At 52.8% G+C, this 18,512-nt stretch carries 19 protein-coding genes and 1 tRNA gene; 7 read left to right on the forward strand and 13 right to left on the reverse strand.

Annotated features, from left to right (window positions below):
• Positions 1-27 precede the first annotated feature (27 nt).
• Positions 28-102: transfer RNA gene (locus GOV89_RS16220), tRNA-Phe, on the forward strand.
• 251 nt (positions 103-353) lie between these two features.
• Here the strand turns inward: GOV89_RS16220 and GOV89_RS16225 are convergent.
• The 3 genes from GOV89_RS16225 to GOV89_RS16235 form a co-directional block, all read right to left on the reverse strand.
• Positions 354-1,226 carry a homocysteine S-methyltransferase family protein gene (locus tag GOV89_RS16225; RefSeq protein ID WP_371810645.1) on the reverse strand — a complete coding sequence of 291 codons (873 nt, stop codon included), beginning with the start codon at positions 1,224-1,226 and terminating at the stop codon, positions 354-356.
• 278 nt (positions 1,227-1,504) lie between these two features.
• The gene (locus GOV89_RS16230; RefSeq protein ID WP_171238625.1) at positions 1,505-1,828 is read right to left on the reverse strand and encodes a nuclear transport factor 2 family protein; all 324 of its coding nucleotides are present in this window, start codon (positions 1,826-1,828) and stop codon (positions 1,505-1,507) included.
• 15 nt (positions 1,829-1,843) lie between these two features.
• On the reverse strand, positions 1,844-2,137 hold the full coding sequence (locus tag GOV89_RS16235; protein ID WP_171238626.1) for a DUF1330 domain-containing protein: 294 nt from the start codon (positions 2,135-2,137) through the stop codon (positions 1,844-1,846).
• A 132-nt stretch (positions 2,138-2,269) separates the two neighbouring features.
• Between GOV89_RS16235 and GOV89_RS16240 the strand changes: the two genes are divergently transcribed.
• The 5 genes from GOV89_RS16240 (at position 2,270) to GOV89_RS16260 (ending at position 7,104) form a co-directional block, all read left to right on the forward strand.
• Entirely contained in the window at positions 2,270-2,557 is a 288-nt protein-coding gene (locus GOV89_RS16240; protein WP_171238627.1) for a DUF1330 domain-containing protein, read from the forward strand.
• Between the two features lie 39 nt (positions 2,558-2,596).
• Positions 2,597-3,193: a 2-hydroxychromene-2-carboxylate isomerase gene (locus tag GOV89_RS16245; RefSeq protein ID WP_171238628.1), complete on the forward strand. Its 597-nt coding sequence runs from the start codon at positions 2,597-2,599 to the stop codon at positions 3,191-3,193.
• A gap of 133 nt (positions 3,194-3,326) precedes the next feature.
• Complete coding sequence (locus GOV89_RS16250; RefSeq protein ID WP_217352171.1) at positions 3,327-4,145, forward strand: class I SAM-dependent methyltransferase; 819 nt, start codon at positions 3,327-3,329, stop codon at positions 4,143-4,145.
• Positions 4,146-4,223: 78 nt separating this feature from the next.
• On the forward strand, positions 4,224-5,471 hold the full coding sequence (locus GOV89_RS16255) for a tyrosine-type recombinase/integrase (RefSeq protein ID WP_171238630.1): 1,248 nt from the start codon (positions 4,224-4,226) through the stop codon (positions 5,469-5,471).
• A gap of 352 nt (positions 5,472-5,823) precedes the next feature.
• Positions 5,824-7,104 (forward strand): serine hydrolase, encoded by a 1,281-nt coding sequence (locus GOV89_RS16260; protein ID WP_170469006.1) that lies wholly within the window; start codon positions 5,824-5,826, stop codon positions 7,102-7,104.
• Between the two features lie 79 nt (positions 7,105-7,183).
• Here the strand turns inward: GOV89_RS16260 and GOV89_RS16265 are convergent, their stop codons facing one another.
• Together GOV89_RS16265 and GOV89_RS16270 are read right to left on the reverse strand one after the other, a co-directional pair.
• The gene (locus GOV89_RS16265; RefSeq protein ID WP_170469003.1) at positions 7,184-7,885 is read right to left on the reverse strand and encodes a hypothetical protein; all 702 of its coding nucleotides are present in this window, start codon (positions 7,883-7,885) and stop codon (positions 7,184-7,186) included.
• Between the two features lie 218 nt (positions 7,886-8,103).
• On the reverse strand, positions 8,104-8,670 hold the full coding sequence (locus GOV89_RS16270; protein WP_171238631.1) for a tyrosine-type recombinase/integrase: 567 nt from the start codon (positions 8,668-8,670) through the stop codon (positions 8,104-8,106).
• A gap of 250 nt (positions 8,671-8,920) precedes the next feature.
• Here GOV89_RS16270 and GOV89_RS16275 point away from each other — a divergent pair, with 250 nt between their 5' ends.
• Entirely contained in the window at positions 8,921-9,172 is a 252-nt protein-coding gene (locus GOV89_RS16275) for a hypothetical protein (protein ID WP_171238632.1), read from the forward strand.
• Positions 9,173-9,203: 31 nt separating this feature from the next.
• On the opposite strand, the gene GOV89_RS16280 is transcribed toward GOV89_RS16275, so the two are convergent.
• From GOV89_RS16280 to GOV89_RS16315, 8 genes are all read right to left on the reverse strand, one after another.
• A complete protein-coding gene (locus GOV89_RS16280; protein ID WP_171238633.1) occupies positions 9,204-9,926 on the reverse strand; it encodes a hypothetical protein in 723 nt (240 codons plus the stop codon).
• Positions 9,927-10,164: 238 nt separating this feature from the next.
• A complete protein-coding gene (locus GOV89_RS16285) occupies positions 10,165-10,761 on the reverse strand; it encodes a hypothetical protein (RefSeq protein ID WP_171238634.1) in 597 nt (198 codons plus the stop codon).
• 66 nt (positions 10,762-10,827) lie between these two features.
• A complete protein-coding gene (locus tag GOV89_RS23095; protein ID WP_371810646.1) occupies positions 10,828-11,136 on the reverse strand; it encodes a transposase domain-containing protein in 309 nt (102 codons plus the stop codon).
• Complete coding sequence (locus GOV89_RS16295) at positions 11,136-11,984, reverse strand: DUF6339 family protein (protein WP_171238635.1); 849 nt, start codon at positions 11,982-11,984, stop codon at positions 11,136-11,138. The genes GOV89_RS23095 and GOV89_RS16295 overlap by 1 nt, the downstream gene beginning before the upstream one ends.
• Complete coding sequence (locus GOV89_RS16300) at positions 11,981-12,892, reverse strand: hypothetical protein (RefSeq protein ID WP_171238636.1); 912 nt, start codon at positions 12,890-12,892, stop codon at positions 11,981-11,983. Before GOV89_RS16300 ends, GOV89_RS16295 begins: the two co-directional genes overlap by 4 nt.
• A complete protein-coding gene (locus GOV89_RS16305; protein ID WP_171238637.1) occupies positions 12,889-14,736 on the reverse strand; it encodes a hypothetical protein in 1,848 nt (615 codons plus the stop codon). The genes GOV89_RS16300 and GOV89_RS16305 overlap by 4 nt, the downstream gene beginning before the upstream one ends.
• The gene (locus GOV89_RS16310; protein WP_171238638.1) at positions 14,733-15,731 is read right to left on the reverse strand and encodes a PD-(D/E)XK motif protein; all 999 of its coding nucleotides are present in this window, start codon (positions 15,729-15,731) and stop codon (positions 14,733-14,735) included. The genes GOV89_RS16305 and GOV89_RS16310 overlap by 4 nt, the downstream gene beginning before the upstream one ends.
• Positions 15,721-18,351 carry a Z1 domain-containing protein gene (locus GOV89_RS16315; protein WP_171238639.1) on the reverse strand — a complete coding sequence of 877 codons (2,631 nt, stop codon included), beginning with the start codon at positions 18,349-18,351 and terminating at the stop codon, positions 15,721-15,723. The genes GOV89_RS16310 and GOV89_RS16315 overlap by 11 nt, the downstream gene beginning before the upstream one ends.
• Between the last annotated feature and the right edge of the window lie 161 nt (positions 18,352-18,512).

Below are 18,512 nucleotides of genomic sequence, written 5' to 3' on the forward strand. Positions count from 1 at the left end.
CCACCCAACGATGTACATCGTTCCCGTGCCCGGGTAGCTCAGGGGTAGAGCAGTGGATTGAAAATCCTCGTGTCGGTGGTTCGATTCCGCCCCCGGGCACCACTTCAACCATAAAAATAAGGTACTTCAGTATCGCACAGTTTTTACTTCCTGCGTTGCACAGTCATTGCACAGTTTTTCGTGCGTTGCTGGGTGAGTTTGGGGCTGAAAGACTGTGTTGAACACAGTGTTTGGAATCGCGGTGTTAGACACACTGTTCGCAACACACTGTTTGCCCACAGTAACTGCAACACACTTCTTCCCCACAGTGTTTGCGAAGACAGTGGAAAGCAACTTGCCTCTCAGAGGCAATTTCACTGGGATTTAGTGGCGAGAGCGATGTTTGATATGTGACGCATATCTGTCCCGCAACACCCTCCCAAGACGCTCACCCACGGAAACGTCTGTCTAATTTCCGCAAGCTGTTTGCCAAGTTCGGATGGATTTCCAGCGTCCAGTTCCTCAGCTTCATCGAGTTCAGCATGGCTGCATCTGGAGGCATTTGCGACGATGCCATGAACGCGTTTCATCCATGGCGCATCGGTCAGTGTAGATCGAAAGTGATCCGGATGAGCGCAATTGATCATGAAGTATGTTGCGTAGTTGTCGGTTGCCGCGTCTACTTCAGAGATCGCCTCTTCTAGTGGCGCTCCCGTTGGAAGGCGCCCGTCTGTTTCAACCGTAAATGCTATAACGACCGGTAAATTAAAACGCTTCGCTGCGCGCACGATTCCGATTGCTTCGGCCGGATAGGCAAGTGTGTAACCACTGATCAAGTCTACGTCTGTTTCTGCAAGCGCCGCGATTTGTTCGGAGTGATAAGCTTCCGCTTCGTCAGCACTCATCTGCTCACCTGGAGCATATGCGTCATCGCGTGGCCCAACATTTGCGCTGATTACAGTTGGTAGGTCGCCCATCCTTGTTCTGGCTTCGCACATAAGAGCGACGGCTTGCTTGTTTAGTTCCATCAATTTCTCAGGTTCGTATCCTATACTTTTCCCACGATCCCGATTGGCCACCCAGGTTGGGCTTTCGAGAATGACCCCAACATCGTGCTTTTTGCCAACGTCGATCAAGTCTTGGAAATAGCCGTTCAAACGGTCGCGGCCTTCCTGCGTTTCGAGCAGAGGATATGAAGCGAACCCGGGAAGATTGACGCCCTGGGTGAAAAGCAGGTCAGTTTCCATACCCACATAGACAAGGAACAAGTCGTCATTGAGTTGGGGTAGGGTGTTTCTGTATCTGGTCATGCCTTGAACGTCCCCGCTTGTTGCTGGTTTCACTTCTTACCACCGAAGCTGAATTCGGCATAGGAAGTGTCGCTCAATCGCAAGTTTCACTGCACCGGCAGCATATGGTAAAAGCTTTATGCAGACCACTGAGGCCGCTGTTTAGACCGGAAACCGGGCCACAGCGTTTGCGAGCCCGGTTTGATTTATACTTGCGACGGAAGTGCTACTTGCGTCTAAATATCTGCCCAGGATTTGTTAGTGATCAACCAGCCGCCAGCAGACTTCACCAGCATGAAGACCTCGTCGCAGTCGCCCCCCATAAATCCAAGTTCACGGCACTGCGCGACAGCAACACTGCCGAACACGCGAATGTCGTCGATCTCCATACGGTGGTCGGGCCCTGTTTGACCGGGCTGTAGTTCAGATGAAGCCCAAGCGAACAGGCCTTGGATCGGCGCTTCACAAAGGTCGGGTCCAAAGTCACCGAAGAAGTTAGCGTGTTCGTGGAAAGCACTCTTACCCGATGCACTATAGAGATGTGTTGCTTCAATCGCCACGCAGTCGGAACTTAGTCAATCAAGGCCGTGCACGATTACCAAGTTCGTATCCGCGTTCCGGCGTCGGATTTCGGCTAGCTTCTGATAGTCTGGGTCATCGTACCAGGCACGTGCTGTCTCAGCGTCTGGGAAACGCATCAGAACCGTTCGCGGCATTGCCCAAGTGCCTTCTAGGACTTCGGTCGCCTGTTGGGATGTCGCGAGCAGTTCGCCGTCGTAGCGTTCAAAAATCGGCGTGAACCCATCCAGATACGCCTCGTAGTCTTCAGGGTGGTGAATGTTCAACTGACCGACGACATAAACGCTCATGAGTTTCTTCGAAGCCTCCTCTGGTTCTCGAGGAGCATGAGGGCTTCTAGCGGGGCGAGCAACACCTGTAGACACAGTCTTCGAACCGCAGTTACCTTTCAAAGCATACTAACAAGATACGGGAGGACTGTAATGGCAAAAGGATATCTGGTCGCGCACATCCGTGTTCACGACAAGGACGCCTTTGAGGAGTTCAAGCAACTATCGGGCGCTGCAATCAAAGCGCACAACGGCAAAGTCCTTGTGAGGAACCCATCGCCGGACCATCGCGAAGGTGGTGCTCAAGGACTGGCCATCGTCATTGAATTCGAAAGTATTGATGCGGCTCGGGCCTTCTACGAGTCCGATGCGTACACAGAGGCACGTGCCGTCAGAGAGAAGATTTCGGACGCGGACCTCATCCTCGTCGAGGGCCTTTAAGGGCCGACCCCTGTCATAGCAACGCTGGGAGGAGAAACCTTGGCAGAAATCGATTTCTGGTATTCGATCGGTAGCACCTACAGCTACCTGACGGTCATGCGTCTTCCCGAGGCCGAACGAGCGCACAATGTGAAGTTTCGTTGGCAGCCTTTTGATGTTCGGCACGTGATGGTTGAACAGAACAACATCCCATTCAAGGGCAAGCCAGTTAAGGCTGCTTACATGTGGCGCGACATCGAACGCCGAGCGCAAAGATACGGCCTGTCACCGAAAGTACCAGCTCCTTACCCTTTGCCGGGTTTGGTTCTGGCCAATCAGGTTGCAATGGTAGGCGTCAACGAGGGTTGGGTCGAAGCGTACACGCGGGCCACTTACAAGCGCTGGTTTGAAGCTGGCGAACCGGCTGGTGAAGAGCCAAACCTCTCATCCAGCCTTGAGGAAATCGGTTGTGAACCCGCTAAAGTTCTCGCTGCCGCACAATCTGAGAGCATCGCAAATGCTCTCTCTGCCGCGACCGAGGAGGCTATGGCACTTGGAGTATTTGGATCGCCTACCTTCGTCGTCGACGGCGAAGTGTTTTGGGGCGATGACCGTCTAGAAGATGCGGTTCTTTGGGCTCAAACGTTAGGGAAATGAATGTCCGTGTGCATCTGACAAGCAGCCTACGTGCCTAGCAGCTAGCCGAATGTAGGACTCGGTTTCTGGCAGTCACATAGTGAGAAATGGGCATTTGTGTTACCAAATGCAGGAAATTGGGAGGAGCCAAGAAATGGCAGCGTACGAGGGATTTGCGGAGCTGGAAACGCAGGGTTGGTCTAACGATACAATCTCGTCAGGTTACGTGACCATGTTCTCTGAAGCGAGTGACATGGCCATTCCTTCCGTAGTGTCACAAGTTGGAAGTAACAGCAGGGTCCTCGACCTCTGTTGCGGACAGGGCAATGTCACTGAGGCGCTTGCAAACGCAGGTCACACCGTCACCGGCGCAGATTTCTCCGCAAAGATGCTTTCGCATGCGCGCAAGCGGTTCCCAACTGGCGATTTCATCGAAGCTGATGCACAAGACCTGCCGTTCGAGGAGGACAGTTTTGATAGTGTCGTCTGCAGCTTTGGCTTGATGCACGTTCCCGACCAGCCAAAGGCACTCTCGGAAATTCGCAGAGTTCTAAAGCCAAATGGACAATTCATCATGACTTCGTGGTGTGGTCCGGACGTATCCCCTGTCTTCCAAGTGTTTTATAGCAGTGTCCAGGAGCATGGTGACCCTTCTGTGACGATGCCTGATAGCCCGAATTTCCATCAGTTTGCGAACGAGGAAATGGCAAAATCGATCCTGTCAGACGCGGGGTTCGAGGTGGAAAAACAAGAACAGCTCGATTGTTCTTGGGTGCTGGATGAGCCCGGAGACTTGGCTGAGATCTTCCAAAACGGAGCTCCTCGCGGAGGCTATCTTCTGTCTCAACAGCCCGAGGCAAACAATGCAGCGATCAAAGCAGCCGTGGCCGAAAAAGTGCGTAGCCGCTTTTCTGACGGTGACAAATGGCGCGCTCCCATACCTGCTTCTTTGATTGTCGCTCGCGCCAACTAAGCTCCTACAATCCTCGATTTCCGGCTGACATCTCCAACACAGGAACTTAGTGTGTGATGAGTCAATCAAGGAGCGGGAATGGCCAAGTTGGGCGCAGATACGCATGTGCTGTTGGATGGGGAGGTGAAGGTCTACAAGCGCCCTAACAGCAAGCGCTGGCAGGCCACGTTCAAGATCGACGAGCACTGGGTGCGCATCAGCACGGGCAAGCGCGATCTGGAAGAAGCTAAGACCGTCGCCCGTGATCAGTACCTCGACTACAAATTCCGCGCCAAACACGACCTTCCCGTTGTCACCAAACGCTTTGAAGATGTCGCGAAGTTAGCAATTGCTGATATGCAGAAGCAGCTGGATGCAGGTGCAGGGCGCAAGGTGTTCAAAGACTACATCAAGGCCCTCAACAAGTACTTCATCCCGTTCTTCGGCAAGACCTTCATCACCAACATCGACCACGAGAAAATCCAAGCCTTCAACGCTTGGCGGGTGGAGCAGATCGGTCGTGCGCCCAAAGCATCGACGCTCAACACCCACAACTCGGCCATGAACAAAGTCTATGCTGAGGCTGTGGCACGTGGCTTCATCACACAAGGCAAAGTCCCCATCCTCGCCAACAAGGGCGAAGGTGCAAAACGGCGTCCTGACTTCAGCTTGGAAGATTATCGCAAGATGATCCGCAAGCTGCCGCACTGGATTGACAAGGGCAAAGGCGGCAAGTCACGCGACATGCGCTACCTGCTGCGCGACTATGTTCTGATACTTGCCAACACCGGCATGCGACACGGCACCGAGGCGCAGAACTTGCGCTGGAAACACGTGACAGTCTTCAAGGAAAACGGCTTGGAGTACGTGGAGTTTTACCTTGATGGAAAAACCAAGCCCCACGAGGCCATAGGTCGTGCTGGCACCATCGACTACCTCAAGCGCATTCATTCGCGCACGGACGCGATCAAAGACATCGACTTCTACGACATGCTCAAGCAGAAACTGGATTTGCCGGTGTTCTGCCTGCCGGACGGAACAGTGACTGAGCACCTACGTCAGACCTTCAAGGCGTTCCTCAAAGACGCTGGCCTGCTCAAGTGCCCCAAAACAGGGCAGGATCGCACGCTCTACAGCTTGCGTCACACCTACGCGACTTTTGCGCTCGTCAATGACGGCATGGATATCCATGCATTGACCAAGCAGATGGGCACCTCAATCGGGATGATCGAGCGGCACTACAGCCACCTGACCCCACGCATGAAGAAGGATATGTTCACCGGCAAGCGGTACGAGCTATCGGCTGAGGAGTATGCTGAGCAGAAGGCTTCGGGCGGTGAAATCTAGCTATTAGAGCTGGAAACACCGAAAGCGGACCTTCGATGCACATCACAAGAGCGTCTGCCTTGCGGACAAAGCCGCCTTATGCTCATCGCTTTCTGATAACCGGTCGCAGCCCGGAAGCGGACCTTCATTGCGAGCTTTACATCCTCACAGATGCGGACCAAGAGGGCATTGCATGAGGCGACCAGCGCAATTTTATCAGCCCACAACCGCTTGCGACTACTAAGCTGTCCTATCGTAGAGTAGTTTGCAGTCGTCTGACCGCTCCGTGGTCCAGGCACAAGGGGCTAGACACCAGAGCTGAAGCATGGCTGGGTTGCTTGGAGATTGCCCAATCCTTCGGAGATCCCCAAAAATGAAAAGTCATGCAAACAAGCCGTTAGTGACCTCCGCTATTGCTATCGCTCTTTTGGCCTCCGGTGCGGTATTTACTGCTTCTACACAACCAGCAAGCGCAGAGGCTGGTTATTTCTGGGATGAAACCGTTGAGTCTGTAGATAGAAGCCCTTGGATATTTGAAGGCATAAATGTTTTTGGCGAATTGGCACGAGTTCCACCGTCAGATTGGGTACGTACTTTGGAAAAAGCGGCATACCCAACTGAGCTTGAGACTTTTGTTTTCACAGCTAGCAATAATGAAGAACAGAATATCAACGATTGGTTGCATCAAACACATACCGATAGCTTTTTGATTTATCACGATGGCAAATTGGTCGCTGAAAAGTACTTCAATGGCATGAGAGCTGATACGCCTCACCGCATTCACTCGATCACCAAGACAGTGTTGGGTATGGCAGCAGGGCTGGCGGTTGAGGCGGGAGAATTAGATCCCAAAAAGCTGATCACCGAATACCTGCCAGAGTTGGAAGGCCCAGCATTCAAAAATACAACGGTTAGACACCTACTTGATATGACCGCTGCTGTTGATTGGAAAGATGCTTCTAGCGGCTACTTAGACGACGCCGGTGATCTGTTCTGTGCGTTTGGTCAGGACCTCTCTGAAAAAGTTGAAATTTGTGATACAGAGTCTGGCGTTAAGGAGTACATGATCTCTCTTAGTGATCGCGAGACCTTGGTAGAAGACGGTGAAGTTTATAGTTACCGTTCAGTGCTATCTGCGCTGCTGGGTATGGTTATCGAGTCGGCGACTGGAGAAAGCTATCTGGATGTACTGGCCGAGTTGTGGCAGGACATCGGTGCTCAGGACCCTGCATATAGCGAACTAGGACCCAAAAGGATTGTGCAAACGAGTGGTGGGTTATTTACCAGCTCTCGTGACCTATTGCGATTTGGCATAATGATGCTGGACAACGGAAAGGTTAACGACACTCAAGTTATTCCTCCAGATTGGATAGCTGACACGATTCAAGCAAATGATGACGTTATCGCAGCTTATGAGAAAAGCGCATACGCGGAGGTGTTTGAAGGCTTCCACTACCGTAATCAAGTTTGGGTGAAAGACAGAGAAAAAGGTGCGTTTTACGGCATTGGTGTCTATGGGCAGCTGTTGTATGTGAACCAAAAAGCCAATGTGGTTATGGTGAAGCTATCAAGCCAGCCAGACGTTCAAAATACACCTATGTACCTGGACTCTATGGTTGTGATGAAAGGTATTGCAGAGACTTTGAGTAAATGAATTTCAGATTATCTAAATCTAGTAAGCTGAGCCAAATGGCTCGGCTTATACTACGGAAAGACTTAACAGTGTCGTCGGGTTAGTACCGGGTGACCTCGACTGCGACCGCAGCAAACACCACACCAATCAACAGAGCTTTTGTATTCACTGCCGAAAGGCTGGGTAGTTTAACCCGAAGAGACAGGGCTATTATCACACCCCCTGTTAACCCAGTCGAAATTGAATAGATCATGCTACTTTTGTCTGCGTTGAGACCGATCAATATGCCGACCGCAAGCGACGCGACAAAGTATGCGCGTAGCCATCCAGACATGTGTCCGGGGTGGGTCTTATAGAGAAAGATATTCACCCCAAACAAATGCAATGAATAGGCCAACGTTCCAACAGCGTACAGCTCAGGTGATGTTCCCGTCGTTTGCATGACGGTAATGGCAAGCAAGCAGTTATAGGTCCCGAGGGCCACTGTGTCCAAGCCAAGCGACAACTTGTTGTCGGCCCCTACGTCGCGACTGGCCTCCAGCAAGTAGTAAATGAGAAATCCTAGGAGCGAATAACCGAACAGCGAGTTTTCCCATTTCCCGCTTGCAGCTAAACCGGTGGACAATTCACCAATTTTTGGCAGCAGGAAAAGAAAAGCATAGCCAAGTCCGATCCCTGATGAAAAATCAGAAAGCCAGCCTGCTAGGGCGGGGAATCTCCGGTAAAAAGACACGCAGAAGACGTGAACAGTGCCGATGACTGCAATCGATGTTATCGCGAGGTATGTCGACGCGTCGAACACGGCTAAGATCCAATTATCACATTACAATTTGTATGAGACACCCCTTGGGAGCAAAAGCACAACCTAAAAAGTGAAGAAGGTGCGGTTTGAATATAACACTCAACGACAGCTTTCTTCTGCACTTTCGGCATTGATGCACGGTGCAGAAATTTGAACTTAGGGCTCGATCCGGGCGTTCTCCGCAGCTTGCTTGAACGGCTGCTTTGCAAATTTCGCGTTCACAATAGCTCAACAGCACCCGCCAGCTGCTCGGCGTTAACGTCGATGTAGCGCTGAGTGGTCGAGATGTGGCTATGACCCGCTAGCTCAGCCAGCAAGCGCACTCCGACACCCTTGTTCGCAAGCCTTGTGATATATGTCCTTCGCCCGCTGTGGCTGCTGGCGTCCTTGAACCCGCAGGCTTTGTAGATATCGAGAAACAGCTGGCACATGGTGTTGGCAGAGAAGTGCCCACCCTTTTGGCTCTCGAACAGCGGACGCGCAGGGTCACTCAGCCGGATCGTGTCGCCGTATTCGCTAAGTGAACGGCGCAAGCGCTGGCTTAGGTACACAGTTCGGGTCTTGCCGCCTTTGCTTTGCGCAGCCTGCAAGATGAACTGCTCGCGTACATTGCCCTCGTCATCAAAGACGTCGCCCACCTTCAGTGCTGCAATCTCCTTGGCCCGCAGCCCTGCGTAGAAGCTGACCATTATTATCGTTTGGTCTCTGACCGGATGACGACGGCTGCGGCAATAGTGTAAAACGCGACGCAGTTGAGCTTCGTTGAGCGTTTGAGCTTGGCGCATGGCAGGACCTCCGAAAATCTAATCCTTTGCTGCAAACAACAGTAAAGTCTGAGGTTTCGGATGGTCGACCGAATTCAGGCCATGCCTGATCTACATATTTTTCAATGACTTAGGCGAAAATCTCATAGATTGCTTATTCTATGAGATTTTCATTTTCCCATGATCCTGAGCGCGACTTTCAGGAGACGCCGACATCTTGCAGTCACACGCCAACGATACCATCTTCGCACCAAACAGCAGGGAGGAGGACATGGCAGAGCAGAGTTTTCTTCAAAGCGCCGTGGACGCATTGCAGCAGTCTGCCGGCATGATCTGCACAGCACGTGACTTGGTCGTGCAGAACGGCGGGCTTTGGAACGATGAGCTCGCGCGGGTCGATAGTGTGCTGTTTGAAATCCACTTGTTCGGCGTTGCTGGTGTTGGGCTTGGTGCTGAGGGTGCCGTGCAGAACTGGCTCGAAAACGCCAAAGCGGAAATCCGTGCCCCAGCGTTTGCGTCCTGACATCTGAAGTTCCGAGGGTGAATTACCGAGCCTAGTGCTGCTGTATGGGCTGGAGCGTGTCGTCCAACTCAAGCTCTAGCACTGATCGCCAAAGCGGCGTTTTGAAATAGTGCCGCTCTTTCCTGTCGTTGCTTATGGCCTCTTGTTCGAAGATCAAACCTGACCAAACCAAGGGCTTCAGCACAAATGATGCGAACACGGCGAGATCACGCCAGCCAATGTCGCCGTCATCCGCTTCATCGCCATAGAAGACTTTGTACAGATGCTGTTCTGTGGAGCCTTGGTCCATCTCCACGTTCATTACATTCAGCCACACATCCCAGTTTCCAAAGGGCTGCTCATCAAAACGCCCATAGCTGCTGTGGTCGATGCTGATGATGTAGAACGGGATTAACGTATTGAAGAGCTGTGCTGGGTGCTGAAGCAGCTCTTTGCCGAGTTTAGTCAGCTTGAACTCACCCTTGTAATGCCTGCCCAGCTTGAGCTCGACGAGCAGGAAGTGAAGCAGCTCAAGCGGTGGAAAATCGTACTCGTTCAGGACCTTGTTGTATTGAAACAGCTTTTTTGCGCTCATACCCGGCCAGTCGAAGTGTTCAGCAGCCCATTTCACGAACGTCCGCTTGAACGCCTTGGTTTGTGTCAGTCCAATACCGCCGTTGTCTTCTGCATACTGCAGGGTCAGCACAGCCGCACGCAGCAAGGGCGAATACGCAAAGTCTGGGTGGTCGTCAGGCCGTTGGTGGAAATCGATCATGGGGAATTTTGGCACGGTTCAAGGCATCTCGCCAACACAGTAGAGGCTTTGAGCGCAGCGAACCGCTTTTCATGCCGTTTTCTATGTCAGTTGATAAATACACACGTAGGCAAAACTAGGCTGACGATAGGCCCACAAACGAGATCAAGGCTGGCACACCGACTGCAATAGTGCTGCAAATCCGTTCTGATGTGAGACGGTACGTAAACCGAACTGCTCGTTGTTCGTCTTCTTCGCACTACCCCGCCATTGTGCGCGGGATACTTGCAAGCAGGGCAAAGACACTCCCGCGGCTTTGGAGCAGATATACGCGCTCCGCGTAAAGGGCCATTATGTGGTTTACTTTCGATAGCCGGTCTTCCTCATTGCCAGCTTCGAAGTTTCTTACGGCCAGCTCAACTCTGACGTTATGGCCCCCTCCAAAGTCTATTTCCGTGTCTTCCGAACCCAAGAAAGTTAGTGCATGCCTAAATTTCTCTCGTATGGGATTTTCGTTATAACGTGACACTTCCTGATGCACGTAGTCGTCAAGGCTGTATTGCTTGACCACGGTCGGAGCAAAGACCTGGTATAGGACGTTGCCGATCAAAGCGGACAATGAAGCAAGAAAGGCAACTGCCCAGATTGAGGGCAAGGTTAGCGATACACTCTCAAATACCCCTCTAGCCGTGGGCCAAATCGCCGCAAGAACGGGAACGAAAATCAAAGTTGTGATTGATGCTCGTGTCAGTATCGTGAGTTCGCCGAAAGCCCGTACAAATGTCCAACTACCCAAACGGCTCAAGATAAAGCCGAAGACGTCAACACGGTTATCACGCTCTTTACGATAACTCATTGCAGTAACCCCTACAGTTCCGTATCCGTCCGTTTAACCCACCCTGTAGAGCTTTGGCGGCGCCTGTTACGCGGCTGTAGCAGCGTAACGCCAAGGGAGGAGTTCGTCGAGGCGCGTGATTTTGTGGTCGGTGATTTGGGCAAGCACCCATGTGAGCCAGGCCTGAGGATCGACGTCCATAGCTTGAGTTCGCGTTGCCCTTGGTTTGCGTTTGCAGCGAATGACCGCAAAGCGGGCTGCGACTGCAGCATCTTGACCAATCGGTGAAAGGCAGGTTTGGGCCGATTGCTGCGCTCTGTGAGCAAGAGTGAGTATCCAGCCATCAACAGCATGCGACGCAATGCTTGTGGCGTTAAAAATCGAGTCGGCTTCCATTACCCGACACTACGCATCCCAAATAGATTGGACAACGATCGACGAGGTCTGCGCTCTGATGGAACCTGCTCCACATTTGGAGTTTCGGGTGGTGTTTGCGCTCGTACTGACTGTTCAAAACAGGCTTTTACTTCGGCCGCCAAGTTTGATTTGGGGAGGAACGCAAGGTCAATTATCTCGTTTCTCAAGCGAACAAGTTTGCTAGCTCGCCGCATCACGCTTTCCATCGGGCCACGTCCAATTTCTTCAGCGGTTAGCACCCATTCTTCAGCGATCGCTTGAGCGAGGTGTCTATTGGTGGACAACGAAGCTCGTTCGAAAATCTGAACCATTGCATCTTCGCTTAAACTCTTCAGAAGGTGCCAGCGTTCGGGGTTTTCGGGTCCACGGTCGAGAACGCGACCGCGCATCCAAAGCCGTTGGAAAGTATTTCGAACACCCCCTGCGAAACGATGAGATGCGGGTTTCGGAAAACGCCATGCAACAACGTCTGGGGCCAGCACGGTGGTCATGTATGCCCAGACGTCGTCTCTTAGGGCTTCGCCTGATTGGAGCTCGGGACACTGTGCCAACGCGATTGCTGCTTTTCTGTCGAAGTCAGCCCGTTGTTCAATTGAAGATTGGTTCGGAAACCCACAGTTTTCCGCAACCTCCCTAATGACTTGGGATATCCGGACTGCTGCGTCCGGGTCCTTCGCACCGCCGCTTGGCGAAAATGAAACCAGCGCAGAGTTTTCATCAAGCAGATTCAAGGCTCGCCTTGTTTCCCGGCTTTGCGCTCCGGCTTCTTCGAGAAGAACGTCTACGCCCGCACTCTTAAGCCGGGGAAGCAAAGATACTCGTGTCATGCCACCTCTCCTACGTCAGAAGCGGACAGCAGCGCAGCCCTGAATTTTCCGGGTAGATGTTCGTTTATCGATCTTATCGTAGAAACAGGATGCCCCGGAAAAGCCAAATCCATCCAGGTGCGGACCTGTTGGCCGACACTGCCGTCGGCACAATCAGCGAGAAGATCTTCGGCCTCCTCCAATGCCACAACAGAAGCAACCATCTGGGACATAACATCGGATAGCATAGCCTGCAGCGTTAGAGCATCGCCTTCGACAAATCTGTCTGCGATATCCTCGATGTCGGAGTTCACGTACAACCGAACTGCGCCACCAAAGTCCGCATCGAGCACTCCGGGCTTCCAGTCTACATACCAAGGTGAATGAACGTGTGGAGCGCCTGGAAAACAGGATGTGAAGCTCACTAGTTCAATTGGAAAACGGGAGTCTCCTCCGTCTTCAATCAGGACGTCCTTAGCTACCGACCAAAGCCGAGATCCGGGTACGACCGGTGATAATGCATGCAACCCTTCTGCTTCGCTCTGCAGGAGGAGGCTGACTTCAACCTTTAGCCGACCTGAAAGCCTCGTCGAGTCCAGCCTTGTAGAAAGTGTGGCCGACGAACTTGATGCACTGATCATTTCTGTCGCGCAGATTTGAGAATGGCGAGGCATAGAACCCGCGCCGGTGCCATTTCGAAAAACGGCCGCGAGGACCAATTTGTCCGGATCAAGTTGAAGACTCAGAGCGGCTTCGGCAACATCGACTTCTAGGGTCGCGGAAACCTCGATATCTCTTTCGTAGTCCCAGGCCGAAAGAATATCCTGTGCAGGGCTCAATGGTTGCCCGGGGTCGCCGATCATCCATCCTCCAAATGTTACAACTTCCGAAGGCAGCGTGAGAAATGGAAATGCTGTCCGACGTTTCATGATCCAGCCCCCCCCTGCAATCGAAGCCTCAAACCTACAGCAGCGGCTGCGGGCATTTGAACTGCGATCCGTAAGCGACCGCCTCTTTGTCCAACTTCAAGCCGGTCCCCAATCGAGACCAAACCTTCTCCTTCCAGTTCAACGGAAGCTGCCGTTACTGCAAATTCTGGCGGCAAGTCTTCAGCACCGGTTACACCGCCGTCAGCCACAAGGTGCGGTTCTGCCACGACTGATAGAGACGGATCTGAACCATCGTTTGTCAGGGTTGCCTCAAACTCTGCCCTGGGTTCGCCGTTGTCTCCTAGCGACAATCGGACAAACTCGGGCTGAGATATTGCGGTCAGTCTTCGTTTTGAAGTTCCTTTTCTTTCACCGGTCTTACGTCCGGGCCCCTGAGTTGAGACTGCATCAAGCAAACGGCCGAGCATTGTTGCTGTTCCGGCCAGAGATGGGCCTCTTTCTCCTCCCGATCCCGTTTCTCCCCGGGGGGTCACATATGTTCGTGCGATCTCATTCAGTTTGTTCAGGGCGACATTTACATAGGTTTTGGCATAGCCTTTTGGCAGGTTCTGAGGCGCCCAGTCGTCGTGAGCGGGCGGCTCGGCACTAGCAAATGCCTGTTCAATATCGTCCGCGTCGGAACAGATGAACACCCCAGCCCATTCAAATCGCCGATCTGGAAATGCTTCGCCCTCGATGTAACGCACGACCAGTTCAACCGGTCGCATAAGTGCTATGTGACTGCTGTATTCCGGTATAAGGCTGCCTTCCGCTGAAGTGTTTCCAGATCTTTCCGCCCGCATGCCCTTTCTGATCGAGAGATGCCCTAGTTGCTTTGACGGGCGCTGACTTCGAATACCCATTAGATGCTCAGACTTCGTTCGATGGTCGCTCATTGCCTCGGCGTATAGATCGAGAGGCGGAAAATCCTCTGGCCGCGGAACGGGTACTCTCAGACCCTCGATTTCGATTCCAACGCGCAGTCTTCTGTTCTCCGGCGTAGACTCTGTCATTCTTGGCCAGAAATTCCAGAGGACCGTCTCGACAAGCTCCTTCTGCACTACCGACAAATCGTCGCTCGACAGAAACGGATCGAGAACCATGACCGTCGTGCCAGTATTTCCGCGTTCGCGATATGGCATGCCCAGTTCTTCAGCCAATTGTACGGCTGCCGCTTCCTGCGCGGGTTCAACCCCCTCGTCTTCGTCCGGAATGCCCCACCAGTGGCGTCCCGTGAAGCGTCGCCTGTCACCGGTTCCTGTTTGCGCGTCAAATGCACTGCCAAGATGGCAACCCATGAGCCTGCGAACTGGCTGCCCGGCAGAAGTTGTTTCCGAATCCACCAGTATAGTTGACACCTCGCTCATCGAGTAGAGCGAGGTTTTCCCATAGCCGTATGTTCCTCCACCATGGTGTGTGTCCCTTGCTGCTCCGACGTTTCTCATAAAATTCACAAAGTCCGGATCTTCAAAATCGTCCGAAGGGGCGTCGGCTCGGGTAGGACCGGCGAGGCCAGTTGTGTTGAAATCCGCAATCTCAAAAACACGCAGCCTCTTTCCCGAGAGCAGACCTGAAATTAGCACGCTAGACTGGCCATTGGCTGGCAGAGAGCCAAAGATTTTCTCTCGTAGTACCTGATGCTGGCTTTCAGTTAGTGTGCGAAGCCTGAGCCGGATATCCGGTCCCCGGCCGTTTTTCGCGGCATCCATACTGTTCTGAATGGCTTCACGGAGCACTGTCTGGAGTACCCCGAGAGCAGGGCGACCAAGCAGCTTGCGGAAACCTTCCGCAGAGATGTTCCCCGTGCGCGCGAAAGGTTCGCTGAAGATACTGAGCGATGTCATTGGAACATTTCCTCAATGAATTCATTAACGTAGCCGTCGTCAACGCGGAAACCTCCGGCAGCTGACAAATCCAGCTCATAGGTTAGCCTAGAGATCGCCTGCGGAACCCGATCACCGGGAAAGTCCTTCGACGTAATTCTCGGGAAATCGCTCCCTACCGCAAAGGCATCGAACCCCTGAACCTCAAACTTGTACTTGTTCCATGCAGAGTCTCTCGGATCAGCGCAGCCAATCTCGGCCAGACCAGTTCGTAGAGTCATTGGATCGACACCGCGATGCACTAGCTCGTCAAACAGCGCTTCAACGCTCAGCCTGCCCTGATCGGCGAGCTCCATTCTGATGTGAAACAAGGCCAGTTTTCCGTGCAAGGGTTCGAGCAACTGATCGGCTCCGTGAACCGATATCCTTGTTGCGTCGGATCTGGTGGACGTTTTCACTTCGATTGCGTGATTTGCGCGCCGGAAATCATGTCGCTGATCATAGGGGCCTTTCCAAGCGGCAGCCGCCTCCGGACTGTGTGCAACTAGCATTCTGAGAGCGTAGAGTTCACCCAGAAGACCAGCGGTCCTTGAACGGGAAACACTGTCGGTCGCGTTGGCGAGTAGTAGCTCACGAAAATCACCAATGGTGCCTGATACTGCAGCCACCGGTCCTTCGCCTTCGGACAGCCTTTTGAGTATCTCTTTGCAGAGTTCCGCAAAAACAGCATTCAGCCGAATGTCGATGCACAGGACGTCTATGAAAAGCTGCCGCCCTGTGACGGCATTGTAGTTCGCGACCGAAACCGCAAGTTTCGGCCCGTCCTGCAGCGACTGTCCGGATGTTCCCTTCGCGCAGGGTACAAGTAGCCTTGGCTCTCCAAGCGGCCCCAGTGCAAATCTTGCAGAACCGTATCCTGTTTCCACTTTAGCCGACCGGCTGACGACGTCAACAACACCGTCCCCTTTCCTCGACTGTGCCAGTTGGTTCCAGACTTCTTCCGGATTACTGTTCATTGATAATCTCCGCCGGCTCGAGCTCCTCAACTATTTCTTCCTCATCAAGCTGCTCAGGCGTTGGAGCATCGATCATGACCTGGAAATAATCTCCCGAGCGGTCAGTCTCTCCCGGAAACACCAGACCGATACCTAGCAGATCGCTCGCGGCATTGAGTTCTTCTCTCTTAGTCGAATTCGGTTTCGGACTTGAAATGGCGTCGATCGGATAGAGCAGCAAAAGCGGTACGCCCGGGCGCAACACCTTTACCTCATCCCATTTCAGCCCCTTAATGCGTTCGGGCGGGCTTTCGACATCAATCAGAATGTCTCTTAGCGACATCAGAGCTTTGATATCCGCATGTCCTTCTTCGGTCAGCTCCTTGAGCCGGGAGCGTGTGTTCAAACCAACGGCATCTCTGCCTGCGAGGCTTCTTTTTGATGGTTTTCCTTCTTCTGGCGCGACCAGCACAACGTTCCAGGTCGGCATACGCGACTGGGAACTGTCGAAGAAGCCCAGAAGATGGTCTTTTCGCAGATCCATATGTGCGCTGGAAATGTTATATGCCGTCAGGAATTTCCGGATCGCTTGAGAAGGAACGTTTTGGTACAGCACCCTTCCGGGGGATTCCGTCACATCGGCGATAGCCGTTATCTCATCCACAAGTTTAGACCCGGCAGCCCAGTTTCCGGCAACCACATCGTCATTAAGGTGATCGAAGCGGATTGTCTGCACATGGCGGCCCTCATAGCTGATGCTCGTCCGGTAGGCGTGCTTCATTTTAGAGGCCGAAGTGATGGCCATTCCTGGTATAGCTCGAACCTTCACTGCAAACTCGAGAGGTGTTGTCTTTCTATCCCGGTAAGCCGAGATATCCTCCCGGATTTCTTCTTCGATATGTGCGAGGGCCCGGAAGCTGGAGGCAAGATCGTGAGTGGTCCAGAGGCGCGGTAGGTCGTCATATCCAAAACGGTAGCCGAACCACCGGCCCATCTGCAGGAGCGTGTCATACTGTTTTGCTGTACGAAGGAAAAAGGAAACGCACAGACCTTCAAGGGTGAGGCCCCGGGCAAGCACCGCGCCACCGACGACAATGTAGGTTTTAGCTTCAGCCGTGTAGTCGAGACGTTCTTCGCTTTCTCCGTTTTCAATAGCGACCTCGAGATCGCCAAGAACCTCCCGAAGTGCCGGAATCAATTCGCTCAAAGTGCCGGGACGAAGATAATCCCTTCCATTATCCGGAACCTTTTTGAACTCTTCATGCATCACGGCCGCGAGGCGCTCAGAAGCGGGTCCGACGCCGGAAATGAGATCGGATTCGTTTGCAGAAATCCAGTTGCGGATGCTTTCAGCCATTCGGGTATGCTGGATAATGTTTGGCGAGGTATGAACGAGCATCGTCATATGCGACCTGCTCTTTCCGCGCATTCGGCGGATCGCACATGTCGCAAGGTACCAGAGCAGTGCATCTTCAAGGTCTTCTGTTACTTCAGGGTGGAAAATTTCTTTGTCAGCGGCTCTCGCAGGGCGGAGGCGGTCCAGTTCTTCATCAGGAATAATCCGGATCATGTCCTGTCCGGCTTCTGCTTCCGTTTCGTTCTCCGCGTCCAGCGGGTCAGTTCCAAACACTTCTTTTGTTCCGAAGTAACCATCCGGGCGCGGCAACGCAGTAATGAAGTCTTCTGGGTAAAGGTCGTCCAGTTCTTCCCGATTGTGGGGAAACGGGTCGATGAAAACATTGGCAAATGGCGTGGCCGTGTACCCAACATAGGATACAGCAGGAAGAGAGCGGATAATCTTTCGGATCGCCTCGTTGATCTTGGTCATATCATAATCGTCGCGTGCTGAGTTGACTGATGCCTGATCGCACTCGTCATCTATCAGCAAGACCTTGAGCTTTCGCAAAACCTGGGGGGGCGTTCGTTCAATCGTTCTGTGGAAACTATTCAGGCGTGAAGTGATCTTTTTCATAACGGCGATCTGCGCACGGCCAGGAACTGGCATCGTGAACGACTTGTTCGCAGGCATGATGAAATCGCCATCGTCCTCGGCTGTCGTGTAAAGCTGCCATAGATGGCGATGTCGTTCCACGATGTCGGTTTCGAGACGTCGCTGTGTCTGTGCGCGGAGCTTGTTTGTCATCCCGCCCAAAAGAACGATCAGATTGTATCCGGCATCAACTGCCTTCGCGATCACACCTGTCATGTTCGCAGTTTTGCCTGACTGAACGTAACCAACTACAAGGCCGCGACAGCAGAATTGTTCCTGCGCCGGGTTTGCAAGTAACGACACGACTTCACTGGATGCGTCATCAATCGACTCAATCGCGTCTTTCGCCCAGCCCTTTTCATTCAGGAGGTAGCCATTCAAAGCGGGCCAGTGACGATCGCCAGGACCGGGTCCTTTGTACCAGTCCTCCCGTTTCTTGATCAGCGAAGAACGGCGAAGGATTTCCACGTCCTCAATGGCAGCTTTGACGATCTGCAACGCGGCATCAATATCTGCACTAACCGCAGGTGGAAGAGGACCAGCGATCCGCTCAAAATCTTCCCTAAGAACCTCAGCGCACTTCTCCGGGCTGCTGTAGTTCGGCAGTTTCTCACGAATATTGCGGACAAATTGTTCAATCTGCGGACTCAATGAAAAAGCTCCTTTAATCCTGTGGCTCTCTCCTTGCTTCTAGCTGGGCATTCGCCAGGCAAAAGGCTTTGTGGTCGAGGCCATTTTTTTTCGATTTTCTGCCAAATTGTAACGCTGGCGTTACTGCTCGTTACTGAACGTGATCACCGCCTTTAAGCTTT

The sequence above is a fragment of the Ruegeria sp. HKCCA5763 genome (genome assembly GCF_013034545.1).
GTDB lineage: Bacteria > Pseudomonadota > Alphaproteobacteria > Rhodobacterales > Rhodobacteraceae > Ruegeria.

Bases quoted from the DNA above. Each gene is read 5' to 3' on its own strand.
- GOV89_RS16225 (WP_371810645.1), bottom strand. From the start codon at position 1,226: ATGGAAACTGACCTGCTTTTCACCCAGGGCGTCAATCTTCCCGGGTTC.
- GOV89_RS16235 (WP_171238626.1), bottom strand. From the start codon at position 2,137: ATGAGCGTTTATGTCGTCGGTCAGTTGAACATTCACCACCCTGAAGAC.
- GOV89_RS16240 (WP_171238627.1), top strand. From the start codon at position 2,270: ATGGCAAAAGGATATCTGGTCGCGCACATCCGTGTTCACGACAAGGAC.
- GOV89_RS16250 (WP_217352171.1), top strand. From the start codon at position 3,327: ATGGCAGCGTACGAGGGATTTGCGGAGCTGGAAACGCAGGGTTGGTCT.
- GOV89_RS16255 (WP_171238630.1), top strand. From the start codon at position 4,224: ATGGCCAAGTTGGGCGCAGATACGCATGTGCTGTTGGATGGGGAGGTG.
- GOV89_RS16260 (WP_170469006.1), top strand. From the start codon at position 5,824: ATGAAAAGTCATGCAAACAAGCCGTTAGTGACCTCCGCTATTGCTATC.
- GOV89_RS16270 (WP_171238631.1), bottom strand. From the start codon at position 8,670: ATGCGCCAAGCTCAAACGCTCAACGAAGCTCAACTGCGTCGCGTTTTA.
- GOV89_RS16275 (WP_171238632.1), top strand. From the start codon at position 8,921: ATGGCAGAGCAGAGTTTTCTTCAAAGCGCCGTGGACGCATTGCAGCAG.
- GOV89_RS16280 (WP_171238633.1), bottom strand. From the start codon at position 9,926: ATGATCGATTTCCACCAACGGCCTGACGACCACCCAGACTTTGCGTAT.
- GOV89_RS16285 (WP_171238634.1), bottom strand. From the start codon at position 10,761: ATGAGTTATCGTAAAGAGCGTGATAACCGTGTTGACGTCTTCGGCTTT.
- GOV89_RS23095 (WP_371810646.1), bottom strand. From the start codon at position 11,136: ATGGAAGCCGACTCGATTTTTAACGCCACAAGCATTGCGTCGCATGCT.
- GOV89_RS16295 (WP_171238635.1), bottom strand. From the start codon at position 11,984: ATGACACGAGTATCTTTGCTTCCCCGGCTTAAGAGTGCGGGCGTAGAC.
- GOV89_RS16300 (WP_171238636.1), bottom strand. From the start codon at position 12,892: ATGAAACGTCGGACAGCATTTCCATTTCTCACGCTGCCTTCGGAAGTT.
- GOV89_RS16305 (WP_171238637.1), bottom strand. From the start codon at position 14,736: ATGACATCGCTCAGTATCTTCAGCGAACCTTTCGCGCGCACGGGGAAC.
- GOV89_RS16310 (WP_171238638.1), bottom strand. From the start codon at position 15,731: ATGAACAGTAATCCGGAAGAAGTCTGGAACCAACTGGCACAGTCGAGG.